Origin of the sequence: Flavobacterium sp. NPDC079362 (assembly GCF_050267765.1) — a bacterium.
In the GTDB taxonomy this organism is placed as follows: domain Bacteria; phylum Bacteroidota; class Bacteroidia; order Flavobacteriales; family Flavobacteriaceae; genus Flavobacterium; species Flavobacterium azizsancarii.
Genome location: NZ_JBNNFM010000023.1, coordinates 13,760 through 29,680 on the forward strand (window position 1 = coordinate 13,760; position 15,921 = coordinate 29,680).

At 33.5% G+C, this 15,921-nt stretch carries 12 protein-coding genes; 9 read left to right on the forward strand and 3 right to left on the reverse strand.

The genetic code is table 11. From position 1 onward, the window contains the following. Nucleotides 1–72 precede the first annotated feature (72 nt). The 3 genes from ACQKCJ_RS17435 to ACQKCJ_RS17445 all read right to left on the reverse strand — a co-directional run bounded on the left by ACQKCJ_RS17435 (nucleotide 73) and on the right by ACQKCJ_RS17445 (nucleotide 3,495). On the reverse strand, nucleotides 73–1,023 hold the full coding sequence (locus tag ACQKCJ_RS17435) for a D-2-hydroxyacid dehydrogenase (RefSeq protein WP_271335548.1): 951 nt from the start codon (nucleotides 1,021–1,023) through the stop codon (nucleotides 73–75). A gap of 234 nt (nucleotides 1,024–1,257) precedes the next feature. Then, nucleotides 1,258–2,328 carry a 3-phosphoserine/phosphohydroxythreonine transaminase gene (gene serC / locus ACQKCJ_RS17440; RefSeq protein WP_271335549.1) on the reverse strand — a complete coding sequence of 357 codons (1,071 nt, stop codon included), beginning with the start codon at nucleotides 2,326–2,328 and terminating at the stop codon, nucleotides 1,258–1,260. 93 nt (nucleotides 2,329–2,421) lie between these two features. Then, complete coding sequence (locus ACQKCJ_RS17445) at nucleotides 2,422–3,495, reverse strand: acyl-CoA reductase (protein WP_271335550.1); 1,074 nt, start codon at nucleotides 3,493–3,495, stop codon at nucleotides 2,422–2,424. A gap of 139 nt (nucleotides 3,496–3,634) precedes the next feature. Here ACQKCJ_RS17445 and ACQKCJ_RS17450 point away from each other — a divergent pair, with 139 nt between their 5' ends. The 9 genes from ACQKCJ_RS17450 to ACQKCJ_RS17490 all read left to right on the forward strand — a co-directional run bounded on the left by ACQKCJ_RS17450 (nucleotide 3,635) and on the right by ACQKCJ_RS17490 (nucleotide 15,883). Continuing rightward, nucleotides 3,635–3,988, forward strand: coding sequence for a 4Fe-4S dicluster domain-containing protein (locus ACQKCJ_RS17450; RefSeq protein WP_271335551.1), 354 nt, complete (start codon nucleotides 3,635–3,637; stop codon nucleotides 3,986–3,988). A gap of 142 nt (nucleotides 3,989–4,130) precedes the next feature. After that, the gene (locus ACQKCJ_RS17455; RefSeq protein WP_271335552.1) at nucleotides 4,131–5,291 is read left to right on the forward strand and encodes a hypothetical protein; all 1,161 of its coding nucleotides are present in this window, start codon (nucleotides 4,131–4,133) and stop codon (nucleotides 5,289–5,291) included. 338 nt (nucleotides 5,292–5,629) lie between these two features. Next, nucleotides 5,630–6,724 carry a redox-regulated ATPase YchF gene (gene ychF, locus ACQKCJ_RS17460; RefSeq protein WP_271335553.1) on the forward strand — a complete coding sequence of 365 codons (1,095 nt, stop codon included), beginning with the start codon at nucleotides 5,630–5,632 and terminating at the stop codon, nucleotides 6,722–6,724. Between the two features lie 421 nt (nucleotides 6,725–7,145). Next, nucleotides 7,146–8,090: a YihY/virulence factor BrkB family protein gene (locus ACQKCJ_RS17465; protein WP_414655390.1), complete on the forward strand. Its 945-nt coding sequence runs from the start codon at nucleotides 7,146–7,148 to the stop codon at nucleotides 8,088–8,090. After that, a complete protein-coding gene (locus tag ACQKCJ_RS17470) occupies nucleotides 8,087–8,611 on the forward strand; it encodes an NADPH-dependent FMN reductase (RefSeq protein WP_271335555.1) in 525 nt (174 codons plus the stop codon). The genes ACQKCJ_RS17465 and ACQKCJ_RS17470 overlap by 4 nt, the downstream gene beginning before the upstream one ends. 3 nt (nucleotides 8,612–8,614) lie before the next feature. Continuing rightward, nucleotides 8,615–9,595: a transglutaminase domain-containing protein gene (locus ACQKCJ_RS17475; RefSeq protein WP_427402551.1), complete on the forward strand. Its 981-nt coding sequence runs from the start codon at nucleotides 8,615–8,617 to the stop codon at nucleotides 9,593–9,595. A 119-nt stretch (nucleotides 9,596–9,714) separates the two neighbouring features. After that, nucleotides 9,715–10,890, forward strand: a complete 1,176-nt coding sequence (pncB, locus tag ACQKCJ_RS17480; RefSeq protein WP_271335557.1) for a nicotinate phosphoribosyltransferase — start codon at nucleotides 9,715–9,717, stop codon at nucleotides 10,888–10,890. 163 nt (nucleotides 10,891–11,053) lie between these two features. Next, a complete protein-coding gene (locus tag ACQKCJ_RS17485; protein ID WP_271335558.1) occupies nucleotides 11,054–12,925 on the forward strand; it encodes a DNA topoisomerase IV subunit B in 1,872 nt (623 codons plus the stop codon). Between the two features lie 237 nt (nucleotides 12,926–13,162). Next, on the forward strand, nucleotides 13,163–15,883 hold the full coding sequence (locus ACQKCJ_RS17490) for a DNA gyrase/topoisomerase IV subunit A (protein ID WP_271335559.1): 2,721 nt from the start codon (nucleotides 13,163–13,165) through the stop codon (nucleotides 15,881–15,883). Nucleotides 15,884–15,921 lie beyond the last annotated feature (38 nt).

The window sequence follows — 15,921 nt, forward strand, 5'->3', positions numbered from 1 at the left end:
TAAAAAAAGAAAGGGATTTACTACGGTTGAGTAGCAAATCCCTTTAATTGATTTTAATCTTTTTTTAATTGATTAGCTCAACAAAGTAATAATTTGTGATGCTAATTCAGTACCAATTCTATCTTGTGCTTCTCCCGTTGCAGCTCCAATATGTGGAGTCAAAGAGATTTTAGTATGCATTAAAATTGCCATTTCCGGTTTTGGTTCGCTTTCAAAAACATCCAATCCTGCAAAAGCAACTTTTCCAGAATCTAAAGCTTTTACTAAAGCTACTTCATCAATAACACCACCACGAGCACAGTTTACGATTCCAACACCGTCTTTCATGATTGCAAATTCTTTTTCACCAACGATGTAACCATCCTGAGCAGGAACGTGTAATGTAATGAAATCAGCTTCTTTGAATAAAGACTCTAATGACTGAGAAACGATTGTTGTAGTGATTGACTGACCATCAAAAAACTCCACTTTAATGTCTATAGACGGAATAAAACTATCTGCAGCAATTACTTTCATACCTAAACCAAGAGCCATTTTTGCAGTAGCTTGTCCGATACGGCCAATACCAACAATACCAAGAGTTTTACCTCTTAATTCAACTCCGTTAGCATAAGCTTTTTTCAAACCATCAAAGTTTGAATCCCCTTCAAGAGGCATATTTCTGTTAGAATCATGCAAGAAACGAACACCAGAAAATAAGTGTCCAAATACCAATTCAGCAACAGATTCTGATGATGAAGCAGGTGTATTAATTACGTGAATTCCTTTGCTTTTTGCGTAATCAACATCAATATTATCCATACCAACACCACCACGACCAATAATTTTTAATCCCGGGCAAGCATCAATAATATCTTTACGAACTTTAGTTGCGCTACGCACTAAAACTACGTCTACATTGTTTTCGTTTACAAAATTAGCTACTTGTTCCTGAGCTACTTTTGTAGTTATAACTTCAAATCCACCTTTTTCTAAGGCAAGAATTCCACTTTTAGAAATTCCGTCATTTGCTAATACTTTCATTTTAGTTTATGTGTTTATTTGTTTTATCGTTTAATCGTATAGACTAGATGATAAACATAATATTATATTTTTTCTTTTTTGATTTAGGAGCTAATCCCGCTATTCGTTACAATCTTTTATTTTTTTATAGAAAAAAAATAAAAGGATTTCCACTTCTATCGGGGCTAGAAACTCAGTTTGCAGTCTCAGTTTTCAGTAATAGTAAGACTGAAAACTGAGACTGCGAACTGAAAACTAAACTTTACCTTCCAATGCTTTCATTACATCAACCAATACCTGAACACTTTCGATAGGCATAGCATTGTAAATAGAAGCTCTGTAACCACCAACAGAACGGTGTCCTGGCAATCCTGAAATGCCTGCTTCTTTCCATAAAGCATCAAACGCAGCAGTATGATCCGCGTTGTTTAATAAGAAAGTAACATTCATTTTAGAACGATCTTCAACAGCTGCAGCACCTTTGAAAAGTGGGTTTCTGTCAATTTCAGTATAAATTAAATCAGCTTTTGCGTCGTTTAATTTTTCAACAGCAGCAACTCCGCCTTTTTCTTTGATCCATTGTAAAGTCAATAACGAAACATAAACAGCAAAAACAGGAGGAGTATTATACATACTTTCTGCTTTGATATGTTTAGCATAATCTAACATACTAGGGATAGTTCTTCCGCTTTTCTCCAAGATATCTTCTTTAACAACTACCAAAGTAGTTCCTGCAGGACCCATATTTTTTTGAGCTCCGGCGTAGATTAAGTCAAATTTAGAGAAATCTAAATTGCGTGAAAAAATATCAGAACTCATATCGCAAACAACAGGAACGTTAGTTGCAGGGAATTCTTTCATTTGAGTTCCAAAAATGGTGTTGTTACTTGTACAGTGAAAATAATCAGCATCACTAGGTATTTCGTATCCTTTTGGAATATGATTGTAATTTTGTTCTTTTGAAGAAGCTACAACAATAGTTTCTCCAAAATATTTTGCTTCTTTTATTGCGGCAGTTGCCCATGTTCCTGAATCTAAATAAGCCGCTTTTCCGCCTTCTTTCAATAAATTATATGGAGCCATTAAGAATGCTGTACTTGCACCACCTTGTAAAAATAGTGCCTGATATCCTTTTCCTGTAAGACCTAGTAATTCTAACGCAAGGGAACGAGCTTCATCCATAACGGCAACGAAATCTTTGCTTCGGTGCGAAATTTCAAGAATAGAAAGTCCTGAATCATTAAAATTTAATATAGCTTTTGATGCTTTTTCAAAAACCTCTTGAGGTAAGATACTTGGTCCTGCGCTGTAGTTGTGTTTTTTCATGGTTGTTGTTAAAAGTCGAAAATTTTAAAGAGGCAAATTTCGGCAATAGGAGCTTAAAAAGCGATAAATTATTCGAAATAATTAAACATATTTTTACTTTGTTGTTAACAAAAACGTTATAGTATCTACGTTATCTGCATAATCCCACAATTGAGGATTTTGCGTTTGACCAAACGGTATGCTGTTTTTGATCAAATCGTTGCTAACAATGCACTGAATTTGTTCAGCATCAGCTTCAAGGCGAGCCTGTAAATCTTCGATGCTTTCGTAAAACTCATAAAAAACGCTGGAAATAGGAGAGGCGTAACTTGAATCTTCTTTCAAAGTCAAAAAGCCATTATCCAGCAACTTGAAATTGCTCATTAAAAAAACCGCTTTATTATAGTCGTAATTATTGGCGTACTTCTCATAATGTATAACATCCTGATATTTGAAAATAGCTTCAAAAAAAGCAACAAATGAGTAATCTTTCGGAACAAAAAGTTTCGAAACGTTACGGCATCCTAAACCAAAATACCTGAAAATATCTTCGCCTAAAGCTTCTAATTCTTCGTGCGTTTCTTTTCCGTTTAAAACGGCTACCGAATTTCTGTTTTTTCGGATGATTGAAGGCTTATCTTTAAAGTAATATTCAAAATATCGGGCAGTATTGTTGCTTCCGGTGGCGATTACGGTATCAAAGTTTTCCAGTTTTCCATCTACGAAAGTAATCCTGTTTTTTAAGCTTTCATCAGCGAAAATCAAATATTTGGCTAAAAATGGTAATAAATGCTGATCGTTTGAGGATGTTTTTATTAATGCTTTATTTCCTGTGATTAATACTGATAAAAAGTCATGAAAACCAACTAACGGAATATTTCCGGCTAATATTAATGCTACATTTTTTTGATTTTTTTCTTCATGAGAAAAGTCAAATGAATACTCAGAAAGCCATTTGTCAATATTTTCTTGAGTTAGAGCATTCGCCCATGATTGTATTGCAAAGTACACTTGTTCAGGTGTATACCATCCGTTGTGTGATTGCGAAAGGGCTATCAGTTTTATAAAATCATTAAAAAACAAGTCATTACCTAAAACCGATTCATTTCGTGTGTTTTCTCGTTCAGAAAACTGACTTAAAAATCGACCTAGTGCTATAAAAGATTGTTTTTTTTCGTTTTGTAACATAAGTAATTTGTTTATGAAAGGTTTTGATTGTAATTTTGCACAAAAATAAGCTATATTAAGTTATAAGGCAAAGCCGATTATAATGTTTGACATTTTTAACGCATAACCTATAGCTTTTAACTCGTAACCAAGAACAAAAATGGCAATAATTATAACTGACGAATGCATAAACTGTGGGGCTTGTGAACCAGAGTGCCCAAATACAGCAATTTATGAAGGCGCTGATGATTGGAGATATAAGGATGGAACTAAACTTTCTGGGAAAATAATTTTACCTGACGGAACTGAGGTTGATGCTGATGATGCACAAACGCCAATTTCTGATGAAGTATATTATATTGTTCCTGGAAAATGTACTGAATGTAAGGGTTTTCATGATGAACCTCAATGTGCTGCCGTATGTCCTGTTGATTGTTGTGTGCCTGATGATAATCACGTAGAAGATGAAGAAACCTTGTTGAACAGACAAGCGTTTTTGCATGGTGATGAATAAAATATTATTTAAATTTAGATAAGTAAAAAATCCTGAGTCAACGCTCAGGATTTTTTTGTAATTAACTTTTTTTTGTATTGTCTAGGATTTTAATGTTTTATTTGTAGTTTTATAGTGGTTAATTTTGTATTAGCAACTATCTATGAGGAGATTACTACTTTTGTCTATTGTGTTTTTTAGCGTTAGTGTTTTTGCACAAAACACAGAATATTCTATTGTTGTTAAGGATATAGAAACTCAATTGCCTATAGAAAATGCGACAGTACTTATCATGAAAACGAAGCAAGTTTTGTTAACTAATGAAGAAGGTAAGGTTGGTTTTGTATTAAATGGTGCGTCGAACATTCAGGTTTCCGATATTGACTATGAAAATCTGACAATTCGTTGGGGGACTTTAAAAGACAATGATTTTGTGGTTTATCTAAAGAATAAGAATAAATTGGATGAAATTGTTGTGTCCAGAGAAAATCCGCAGAAAACACTACAAAAAATTGTTTCTAATTCGATCAAAAAACTCTCAACACCTTATCGTCTGAAGGTGTATGTGAGAGAGTTTTTTATGCTGGATAATAAATACTCCTATTATAATGACGGTCTTGTGAATTTTCAGTTTTCGGGAAACGAGAAAAAAATAAAAACAACATTACTGGTAGAACAAAATAGGTCGTACGGTTTATTAGAAACCGATATAAGTACTGATCTTAGAGGATATAATTTGAATAATATTATGGAAAATTATTCTAACCTTAAATATTTTGATCCTGTTTTAGATTCAAAAAAGAAGAAAGAATATGATTTCATAGTAAAAGGGCATCCTAATAATAGGAATTATCATGTAATGAAAATTACTCCTTTGGACTCTTCTAAAAAAGAACTCGAGAATTTTGAAATTATCTACGATCCGGAGAAAAAAGTAATTATAGAATTTATAATTAGCACGACTCCACAAAATTTTGATAAAATAGAAGTGAAACCCATTGTTGGATCTAAAAATATTACAAGATCATTTGTAAAAGTAGATTATAGATTAGATGGTGAAAATTATTATTTACTCAATTCAAATGAAGAAATTGCTTATAATATTATTTTAAAAGATAAGGTCAAAAATATTCAGGTTCGCAATAGTTTTATAACGACCAACTTTAATAAACAAAAATTTACTTATCGTGAAAGTGATGTTTTTAAAGAAAAAACACTTTTTAATAAACAGAATAAAATTCTGACGAACTATTGGGATATTTCCGGTTTTACAGCCACAGATCAGGAAAAAGCCATTATAAGTGCATTGGATTTTAAGATGTAACTTTTCGAAATGAGTATAAAATGAAAAGAATTCTAAATGTTTGAACCAAGGATTTTTTGTTTTATAATGTTGAGTAAAAGAGCTGTTTTTTAATAAAATTTTGAATGTATTTTAAAGAAGATGTTTTAAAATACATTAATCGTCATTTTTACTTCACTTACCAGCTATTAAATCTTATATTTGCAAAATTTTAAAGCCAAAAAATATCATTTTGGCAGAAGCAAAAAGCAAAGACACAAATAAAGATCATTAAAATAATTGCCTTTATATTAAGGTAAATTTATTAATGATAAGGCCTGAGAGATCAGGATCACATAAAAAATAAATAGAAACAACAAATGAAAGCAGGAATTGTAGGATTACCAAATGTTGGAAAATCAACATTATTTAATTGTTTATCTAATGCAAAAGCGCAAAGTGCTAACTTTCCGTTTTGTACAATCGAACCTAATATTGGTGTTGTAAACGTTCCGGATCCAAGAATCAATAAGTTAGAAGAATTGGTAAAACCAGAGCGCGTACAAATGGCAACAGTTGATATTGTTGATATCGCAGGTTTGGTAAAAGGTGCAAGTAAAGGTGAAGGTCTTGGAAACCAATTTTTAGGAAACATTAGAGAGTGTAATGCTATTATTCACGTTGTACGTTGTTTTGATAACGATAACATTGTTCACGTTGACGGAAATGTAAATCCAATTCGTGATAAAGAAACGATTGATATCGAATTACAGTTAAAAGACTTAGAAACGATAGACAAACGTTTAGAAAAAGTAAAACGTGCTGCAAAAACAGGAAACAAAGAAGCTCAGACAGAAGAAGCTTTGTTAAACCGAATCAGAGAAGCATTATTGCAGGCAAAATCGGCGAGAACAATTATTCCTCAAAATAATGACGAAGAAATTTTAATGGAAGCTTTCCAGTTAATTACTTCAAAACCGGTTTTATATGTTTGTAATGTTGACGAAAGTTCAGCTGTAAACGGAAACAAATACGTAGATCAGATTCGTGAACTGGTAAAAGATGAAGGTGCTGAAGTTATTATCCTTTCAGTAGGAGCAGAGGCTGATATTACAGAGTTAGAAAGCTACGAAGAGCGTCAGGTTTTTCTTGAAGATATGGGATTGACTGAGCCAGGAGCATCAGTTTTAATTCGTGCAGCTTACAAGTTACTAAAACAACAAACTTATTTTACAGCAGGTGTAAAAGAAGTTCGTGCCTGGACAATCAATATTGGTTCAACAGCGCCACAAGCAGCCGGAGTTATCCATACTGATTTCGAAAAAGGATTCATTCGTGCCGAAGTTATCTCATACGAAGATTACGTTCAATACGGTTCAGAAGCAAAAGCAAAAGAAGCAGGGAAATTCAAAGTCGAAGGAAAAGAATATATCGTAAAAGACGGTGATGTAATGCACTTTCGTTTCAACGTATAGATTTCTGGAGAATAAAGAATAAAGAATAAAGAATAAAGAATAAAGAGAATAGGCTAAACTGCTGGAGAGATTCAGCAGTTTTTTTATGCGCAAAAAACAATCAGCAGGTAGTGTGTTATTCTGAGTGTTATTACTTCGTATCTTCGTTATCGCTGCGGTCTTCGTTCGGTCGAAATTGACAAAAAATGTGAATAAAATCTGCTCAATCTACTTGAAACAAAAAACAGGCGACATAAAAAAAACCATACAAATCTGCGTTTTCGCTTTAGCAAATCCGTGTCATCCGCGTTCCATTTTAAGAATTTGGAATATTCATATTCAATATGGTAAAAATGTAAAATTTCCTCAAAAAGCGAGAATTAAAAGTTTTTAAATTTTTCTTAAATTTGAGAGAACATCTAAAACCAGAAATATCGTGAAAATCAAAAAATTATTCTCCAAGTCATGGTTTCTGCTCAAGAACACCTTTTTAGAATTTAATGATGACAATGCTATTAAATTGAGTGCTGCATTATCCTATTATACCATATTTGCCTTACCGCCTTTGTTGATTATCATCATCACTGTATGCGGATTTTTCTTTGGTGAAGATGCTGTAACAGGACAACTTTACGGGCAAATAAATGGTTTGGTTGGTAATGGCGCTGCAATCCAGATTCAGGAAGCAATAAAAAATGTGCAATTGTCAGGAGATAATGTTTTTGCCACCATATTTGGAGTTGCAATGTTGTTAATTGGAGCATCGGGAGTTTTTGCCGAGATACAAAGTTCTATAAACTTTATATGGGGTTTACGAGCAAAACCTGATAAAGGAATTAAAAAATTCATTCAAAATCGCTTAATGTCATTTTCAATGATCGCTTCAGTTGGTTTTTTAATGCTTGTCAGTCTTTTTATAAGTACCACATTAGATTTAATGAGTGCTCGTTTAAAAATGTATTTCCCGGAAAGTACCGTCTATTTATTTTATATAGTCAATATAGTGATCGTTCTTGCAAGTATTACGCTTCTTTTTGCAATTATTTTCAAGACATTACCTGATGGAAAAATTAGATGGAAAGACGCTTTTATTGGTTCCGGAGTTACAGCAATACTTTTTATGATTGGTAAATTTGCAATTGGTTTTTATTTAGGAAGCTCTACAGTTGCTTCAGTCTATGGCGCAGCAGGTTCTGTAATAATTATTTTGGTTTGGGTCTATTATTCGGCAATTATTCTGTATTTTGGAGCAGAATTTACCAAAGTATATGCAAAGTCATACGGAGGTAAAATCGAACCTAATGAATACTCTGTTGAAATTCAAAAGGAGATTTACGAAATAAAAGATCCAACAGAAAAAGAACCGTTAAAAAAAGCATCTTTATGAAAATTATAGCCTTTGGAGGAAGTAACAGTCAACATTCAATCAACAAACATTTTGCGACTTACGCAGCAAGCTTATTTGAAAATGCTGATGTTGAAGTTTTGGATTTGAATGATTTTGCTATGCCTTTGTTTAGTGTCGATGTTGAAAAAGAAATTGGTCAGCACGAAACGGCAAAAGCATTTTTGGCGAAAATTGGAACAGCAGATCTTCTTGTTGTTTCCTTAGCGGAGAATAATGGTAATTATTCCGTTGCTTTCAAAAATATTTTTGACTGGAGTTCCAGAATCACCAAAGAAGTTTTTCAGCAAAAGTCAATGTTGTTATTGGCAACATCGCCAGGCACAAGAGGTGGAGCTTCTGTGTTAGAAATTGCTAATAATGCATTGCCACGATACGGCGCACAAATAAAAGCTACATTTTCATTACCAGCATTTAATGCTAATTTTGATCTGGAACAAAATAAAATTTCAAATGCCGAGTTAGATATAGAATTAAAAGACATAATAAAGTCTGGTTTTTAATCGATGATAATAAAAAAGATTACTGTTATATTCCTTCTCCTGAATTTTGTTTTTATAAATTCATCTTACTCACAAAAAGATAGTGATGTAGACAGGATAGTACTAAAATACCCAAAACATTTTAGTTCTACAGAGGATTTAGCAGAAAGAATTCAAAAAGATTTTACTTCAGAACACGACAAGGCAAGAGCTATTTACAGTTGGATTGCCTTTAATGTAAAATATGATTATGCGGTATATTTAAATCCACCGCGAACACAAGGGTTTAGTTATTCTACTGAAGCTGAAAAGCAAAGAAAAATTCAACAAATCAATGATAAATTGATTGAAAAGAGTTTTAGTTCTCAAAAGGCAGTTTGTGAGGGTTTTACAGCTTTATATCAGCATTTGTCCGGATTGGTAGGGCTTAAATCAGAAATAATCAGAGGAGATTCAAAGATAAGATTAGCAGATATTGGCCGAAAAAAACTTTCTTCAAATCATGCCTGGAACATTGTTTTAATTGATGAAAAATGGCGACTGATTGATGTTACATGGGGTCAGGGATATTATGACAATAGTAAAGGAAAAATGGTCAATGACTTCACATCCATTTATTTTGATACAGATCCTGAATATTTTTTTGCTAAACATTTTCCGGATTCCGGTTCTTATTTAGGAAACAGATTAAGTAAGGAAGATTTTCTTAATGGACCTTTAATTTATAATAAAACAATCGAAGGCGATTATAAAATTAAAGCACCGGATTCCGGAATAGTGGAAGCGAAATATGGAGATAAAATTACTTTTGAAATTAAAAACGTTTCAAAATCAGATTTACTCTTCTATTTAAATAAAAAAAATCAGCCAGTAAAAATTCAAAACTCTAAAGCGAAACGCGGAGGTATAGAATTTGATATTACTTATGACAAAAATATAAGCGATTACATTACTATTTATCTGGATACATTTAGCATCGTTTCATTTAAAATAATTCCGAAATAAAGATATTTTGCATCTTTGTTTAAACGTTTTTCTTCTTTTATAGAATTGACGTATCTTAGCGATAAAGAGATGAATTTAATGATAGCAGTCAATAAAACTGTTGAAATGCAACCAAGGCTATGGAAACTACTTTCCTGAAATCTATTTTAGATAATGATTTCTATAAATTTACAATGCAGCATGCTGTAATTAAGCTTTTTCCAAAGGCAAAAGTGCGTTATGGTTTTATCAATAGAGGCAAACATATTTTTCCTCCCGGTTTTGGTGATTTACTTCGACGATCTGTTGATGCCATGGCTGATTTGCGTCTGACTAAAGACGAAAAAAATTATTTAGCCCACTTTTGTCCGTATCTTGATCCTACATATTTAGATTTTTTACAAGGATATAATTATGATCCGTCAGAAGTCCACATTACTCAGGAAGGATCAGAAATAAAAGTCACAATCGAAGGATTTTGGTATCGAACTATTTTGTGGGAAGTTCCTTTGATGGCTTTAATCTCAGAACTTTTTTATAAGGCGAATCACTTAATTCGGCTGAATGATGATGCGATAAAAAAATTAACAAAAGATAAAATTGATAACTATAATAAATTAGGGGTTTCAATTTTGGAATTTGGAACAAGACGTCGCCATTCTTATGATGTACATGTTTTGATCAACGATACTTTGCAGACTTTTGGTTCTGAAAGTTTTATTGGTACAAGTAATGTGCATTTTGCAATGGTCAATAATAAAAGACCCTTAGGAACGCATGCACATGAATGGTTTATGTTTCATGCGGCTCAGTTTGGTTTTAAAATGGCCAATTTAATTAGCCTGGAAAATTGGACACAAGTTTACGGAGGTGATCTCGGGATCGCTTTAACGGATACTTATACAACAGATATTTTTTTCGAACAATTTGATAAAAAATATTCTAAACTTTTTGACGGAGTCCGTCATGATAGTGGAGATCCCATCGAATTTGCGCAAAAGGTACTTTCGCATTATACAAAAATGGGGATTGATCCAAGATCGAAAGTGATTGTTTTTTCGGATTCGCTGAATTATGATAAAGTAAAAAGTATCACTGATTTTTGTAAAAATAAAATTAAAATGTCGTTTGGTATCGGAACCAATTTTAGTAATGACGTAGGTTTGCCGCCTATGAATATGGTTATAAAATTGACCGAAGTTAAACTGGATAATACACATTGGCAAGGCGTTGTTAAGCTTTCTGATGAAAAAAATAAAAATACGGGAACGCCCGAAATGATTGCTTTAGCAAAAGAAGTACTGGGAATCAAATAGCATTTTTTGGTTAAAAACATGATTTTTTTTATTTTTGACACCTGTATTATTTTAAAATCAATTTAAATAGGATTTAAAGCTGTTATTAATCATAACAAAAAAAAAAATACGCTTTCATTTTTTGACTATAAATGGTACATTAGCCAAAAATCCAATTCACTTTATGCTAGAGCAAAATCAATATACCGAAGATAACATTCGATCACTCGATTGGAAAGAACATATTCGTATGCGTCCCGGAATGTATATCGGGAAACTAGGAGATGGTTCTTCACCGGATGATGGTATTTATATTCTTTTAAAAGAGGTTTTAGACAACTGTATCGATGAGTTCGTGATGGGGTCAGGAAAGACTATTGAGGTGACTATCAGGGATAAAACGGTTACGGTTCGTGATTACGGACGTGGAATTCCGTTAGGAAAGGTAGTTGATGTAGTTTCGAAAATGAATACAGGAGGAAAGTATGATTCTAAAGCTTTCCAGAAATCAGTAGGTTTAAATGGTGTAGGAACAAAAGCAGTAAATGCACTTTCGAATTACTTTCGTGTAGAATCAGTTCGTGATGATAAACAAAAAGGAGCTGAATTTTCTGCTGGAAATTTAGTTTTAGAAGAAGATATAATCGAGACGACAAAGCGAAAAGGAACAAAAGTAACCTTTACGCCGGATGAATCGATCTTTAAAAATTACAAATTCCGTATGGAATATGTCATTAAAATGGTCAAAAACTATTGTTACCTAAACAATGGTTTGACGATTATTTTTAATGGAGAAAAATACATTTCTGAAAATGGTCTTAGAGATTTATTAGAAGAAACAATTAGTGCGGATGATCTTGAATATCCAATTATTCACCTGAAAGATCATGATATCGAGATCGCTTTAACGCACAGTAAAACACAATACAGCGAAGAGTATCACTCTTTTGTCAACGGACAGAATACAACTCAGGGAGGAACGCACTTAGCGGCTTACAGAGAAGCAATTGTAAAAACCATTCGTGAGTTTTACAATAAAAACTTCGAAGCTTCTGACGTTCGTAAATCGATTGTGAGTGCGATTAGTATTAAAGTTATGGAGCCGGTTTTTGAGTCTCAGACCAAAACCAAATTAGGTTCTACAGATATGGGTTCTGACGATGGAACGCCTGCTGTATCTGTTCGTACTTTTGTAAATGATTTTGTTAAAAATAAATTAGACAATTATTTACACAAAAATCCTCCAACTGCAGATGCTTTATTGCGTAAAATTTTACAGGCAGAGCGTGAGCGAAAAGAATTATCCGGAATTAGAAAGCTGGCAACGGATCGTGCTAAGAAAGCCAATCTTCATAATAAAAAATTAAGAGATTGCCGCGCGCACCTTCCAGATACAAAAAACCCGAGAAACTTAGAAAGTACGCTTTTTATTACCGAGGGAGATTCGGCTTCCGGATCGATCACAAAGTCACGTGACGTAAATACACAAGCCGTATTTAGTTTACGTGGTAAGCCTTTGAACTCGTACGGAATGACGAAGAAGATTGTATATGAGAATGAAGAATTCAACTTATTACAAGCAGCTTTAGATATCGAAGACGGACTGGAAAAATTGCGTTACAACAATATCGTAATTGCAACCGATGCCGATGTCGATGGAATGCACATTCGTTTGTTGTTGATTACTTTCTTTCTTCAGTTTTTTCCTGAATTAATCAAAGAAGGACATTTGTATATTTTGCAAACGCCACTTTTCAGGGTTCGAAATAAAAAGGAAACCATCTATTGTTATTCAGAAGAAGAGAGAAGAGATGCGATCGAAAAACTAAAACCAAAACCGGAAATCACCCGATTTAAGGGTTTGGGAGAGATTTCGCCGGATGAGTTCAAAAACTTCATTGGAGAAACCATTCGCCTTGATCCAATTATGATGGATAAAAATACTTCGATTGAACAATTGTTATCTTTCTATATGGGGAAAAATACTCCGGACAGACAAGAATTTATCATCAAGAATTTGAAGGTGGAATTGGATGCTGTTGAAGCTGAAGTTTAGAAAGAAAATAAAAATATGAAAACCTCAGTCAATGACTGGGGTTTTTGAAATATAAAATTCTGCGACAGTGTTGCTGAATTTATAATTTGAATTTCGTTATAAGTGTCGATGAATTTTTAAGTTAGCACACTAGATAATTTTGCCAGTAAATATAAAACCGTTTTACCAAGTGAGTCAGATTTAAAACGACTTTTGGAGAATAAATAATATCAAATTTATAATTTCGAATATAAATAAATGAAAGACGAAGAAGACGATAACATAATTCCAAACGACGACGAGAATAATTCTGAAGAGAACCAGATTGATGAAAATCAGGATGGAGATGATTCTGAGGAAATTATAAACGTAGATGCTAAGAATTTTGAAGGAAAGCATTTTTACGAAAACCAGGAAGAAGAAGGAGACGACGTTATTACAAAAGTAACGGGAATGTACAAAGACTGGTTTCTGGATTATGCTTCATACGTAATTCTGGAACGTGCAGTTCCGGCGATTGAAGATGGTTTTAAACCTGTTCAGCGTCGTATTATGCACTCTTTAAAGGAGTTGGATGACGGTCGTTATAATAAAGTTGCCAATGTTGTTGGTCACACCATGCAGTATCACCCACACGGAGATGCCAGTATTGGTGATGCGATGGTACAAATTGGTCAAAAAGATTTACTAATTGATTGCCAGGGAAACTGGGGAAATATCTTAACAGGCGATGGAGCTGCGGCTTCTCGTTATATCGAGGCACGTTTGTCTAAATTTGCTTTGGAGGTTTTGTATTCTCCAAAAATTACCGATTGGGGTGTTTCTTATGATGGTCGTCGTGCAGAACCCAACAATCTTCCGGTAAAGTTTCCGTTACTTTTGGCACAAGGAGCAGAGGGAATTGCGGTTGGTCTTTCGACTAAAGTTCTGCCTCACAACTTCAATGAATTAATTGATGCTTCGATCAAGATTTTAAAAGGAAAACCATTTACATTATATCCTGATTTCATGACACAAGGTATTGCTGATGTGTCGAATTATCATGATGGACTTCGTGGCGGACGTGTGCGTGTGCGTGCTAAAATTGCCCAATTAGACAAGAACACGTTGGTAATTACGCAAATTCCGTTTTCGACCAATACCACAACTTTGATTGACAGTATTTTGAAAGCCAATGATAAAGGTAAAATCAAAATCAAGAAAATTGAAGATAATACAGCGGCAGATGTTGAGATTTTAATTCATCTTTTTCCGGGTGTTTCTCCAGACAAAACTATTGATGCTTTGTTTGCTTTTACAGCCTGCGAAACTTCTGTAGCGCCTTTAGGTTGTGTTATTGAAGATAATAAGCCGTTGTTTATTGGAGTTTCTGAAATGTTGAAAATTTCGACTCACAGAACCGAAGATTTACTTCGCCAGGAACTAGAAATTCAATTAGAAGAATTAAAAAATAAATGGCATTTCTCTACTTTAGAGAAAATCTTCATTCGTGAAGAAATGTACATTGATTTCAAATTGTATTCAGATAGAGAATCGCTGTATAAGTATTTGTATGACAGATTTGAGATTTTCAAAAAATCATTCGTTAGAGAAATCAATGATGATGATTTGCAAAGACTAACTCAGATCCCAATGATTCGTATTACTCGTTTTGACTCTGATAAAGCAGATGATTTTATCTCTAAGTTAGAAGACGAGATGAAAGAAGTAGAGCATCATTTAGCAAATTTGACAGATTTCGCAATTGCTTATTTTACGAAATTAAAAGAGAAATACGGAAAAGGCCGCGAACGCCAGACGGAACTTCGTGTATTTGATAATGTCGAAGCTACCAAAGTAGTTTTGCGTAACACAAAATTATACGTAAACCGTGAAGAAGGATTCGTAGGAACCAGCCTTAAAAAAGATGAATATCTTACAGATTGTTCTGATATCGATGATGTAATCGTGTTTTTACGTGACGGAAAAATGCTGGTAACAAAGGTAGATTCCAAAACATTTGTGGGTAAAGATATTATTCATGTCGCTATTTTTGATAAGAGTGATAAACGTACGATTTACAACATGATGTATCGTGACGGAAAATCAGGTCCATCCTATATCAAACGTTTTAATGTTTCTGGTGTAACACGTGATAAACCTTATGACTTGACGAATGAAACGAATGGTTCACAAGTAGTTTATTTTTCGCATAACCCGAATGGGGAAGCAGAAGTCATTACGATCTTATTGCGTCAGGTGGGAACGATCAAGAAATTGAAATTTGATATTGATTTTGCCAAATTAGCGATTAAAGGACGTGCTTCAAAAGGAAATTTGGTAACCAAATATCCAATCAAGAAAATTGAATTAAAAGAGAAAGGAATTTCGACTTTATTACCAAGAAAAGTTTGGTTTGATGATACCGTAAAACGCTTAAATGTTGATGCAAGAGGTGAATTATTAGGTGAATTTAAGCCAAGTGATAAAATCTTAATCATCAATCAAAGTGGTAAATTAAAAGTAATCATTCCGGAATTATCGACTCATTTTGAGGAAGATATGATCGTATTGGAGAAGTTTAATCCTAAAAAACCAGTTTCGGCAATTTATTTTGACGGAGAAAAAGAACGTTACTATTTAAAACGTTTTCTCGTAGAGACTGATAAAGAAGAATGCTTTATTACAGAACATCCAAATTCGCAATTAGAGATTGTATCAACAGATTATCGTCCGGTGGCACAACTTATTTTCGCAAAAGTAAAAGGAGTTCAGAAAGAGGATTTACATATAGATGTTGAAGATTTTATTGCTGTAAAAGGCTTTAAAGCATTAGGAAATCAGTTGACAGCGGATAAAATAAAACAAGTAAATTTACTTGATCCTTTACCTTATGAAGAACCTGTCGAAGAAGTTCCTGAAAAACCTGAATTATCAGATGATGATTCAGTCGAAACAGAATTAGACGACGACGGCCAGATTGGTTTGGTCTTAGATTAATATAAAAATGAAAAACGCTAAGATTCTCTTAGCGTTTT

What these genes read in the sequence shown, in the direction of transcription:
- ACQKCJ_RS17435 (WP_271335548.1), bottom strand. Translation starts at nt 1,023, where the DNA reads ATGAAAGTATTAGCAAATGACGGAATTTCTAAAAGTGGAATTCTTGCC.
- serC (WP_271335549.1), bottom strand. Translation starts at nt 2,328, where the DNA reads ATGAAAAAACACAACTACAGCGCAGGACCAAGTATCTTACCTCAAGAG.
- ACQKCJ_RS17445 (WP_271335550.1), bottom strand. Translation starts at nt 3,495, where the DNA reads ATGTTACAAAACGAAAAAAAACAATCTTTTATAGCACTAGGTCGATTT.
- ACQKCJ_RS17450 (WP_271335551.1), top strand. Translation starts at nt 3,635, where the DNA reads ATGGCAATAATTATAACTGACGAATGCATAAACTGTGGGGCTTGTGAA.
- ACQKCJ_RS17455 (WP_271335552.1), top strand. Translation starts at nt 4,131, where the DNA reads ATGAGGAGATTACTACTTTTGTCTATTGTGTTTTTTAGCGTTAGTGTT.
- ychF (WP_271335553.1), top strand. Translation starts at nt 5,630, where the DNA reads ATGAAAGCAGGAATTGTAGGATTACCAAATGTTGGAAAATCAACATTA.
- ACQKCJ_RS17470 (WP_271335555.1), top strand. Translation starts at nt 8,087, where the DNA reads ATGAAAATTATAGCCTTTGGAGGAAGTAACAGTCAACATTCAATCAAC.
- ACQKCJ_RS17475 (WP_427402551.1), top strand. Translation starts at nt 8,615, where the DNA reads ATGATAATAAAAAAGATTACTGTTATATTCCTTCTCCTGAATTTTGTT.
- pncB (WP_271335557.1), top strand. Translation starts at nt 9,715, where the DNA reads ATGGAAACTACTTTCCTGAAATCTATTTTAGATAATGATTTCTATAAA.
- ACQKCJ_RS17485 (WP_271335558.1), top strand. Translation starts at nt 11,054, where the DNA reads ATGCTAGAGCAAAATCAATATACCGAAGATAACATTCGATCACTCGAT.
- ACQKCJ_RS17490 (WP_271335559.1), top strand. Translation starts at nt 13,163, where the DNA reads ATGAAAGACGAAGAAGACGATAACATAATTCCAAACGACGACGAGAAT.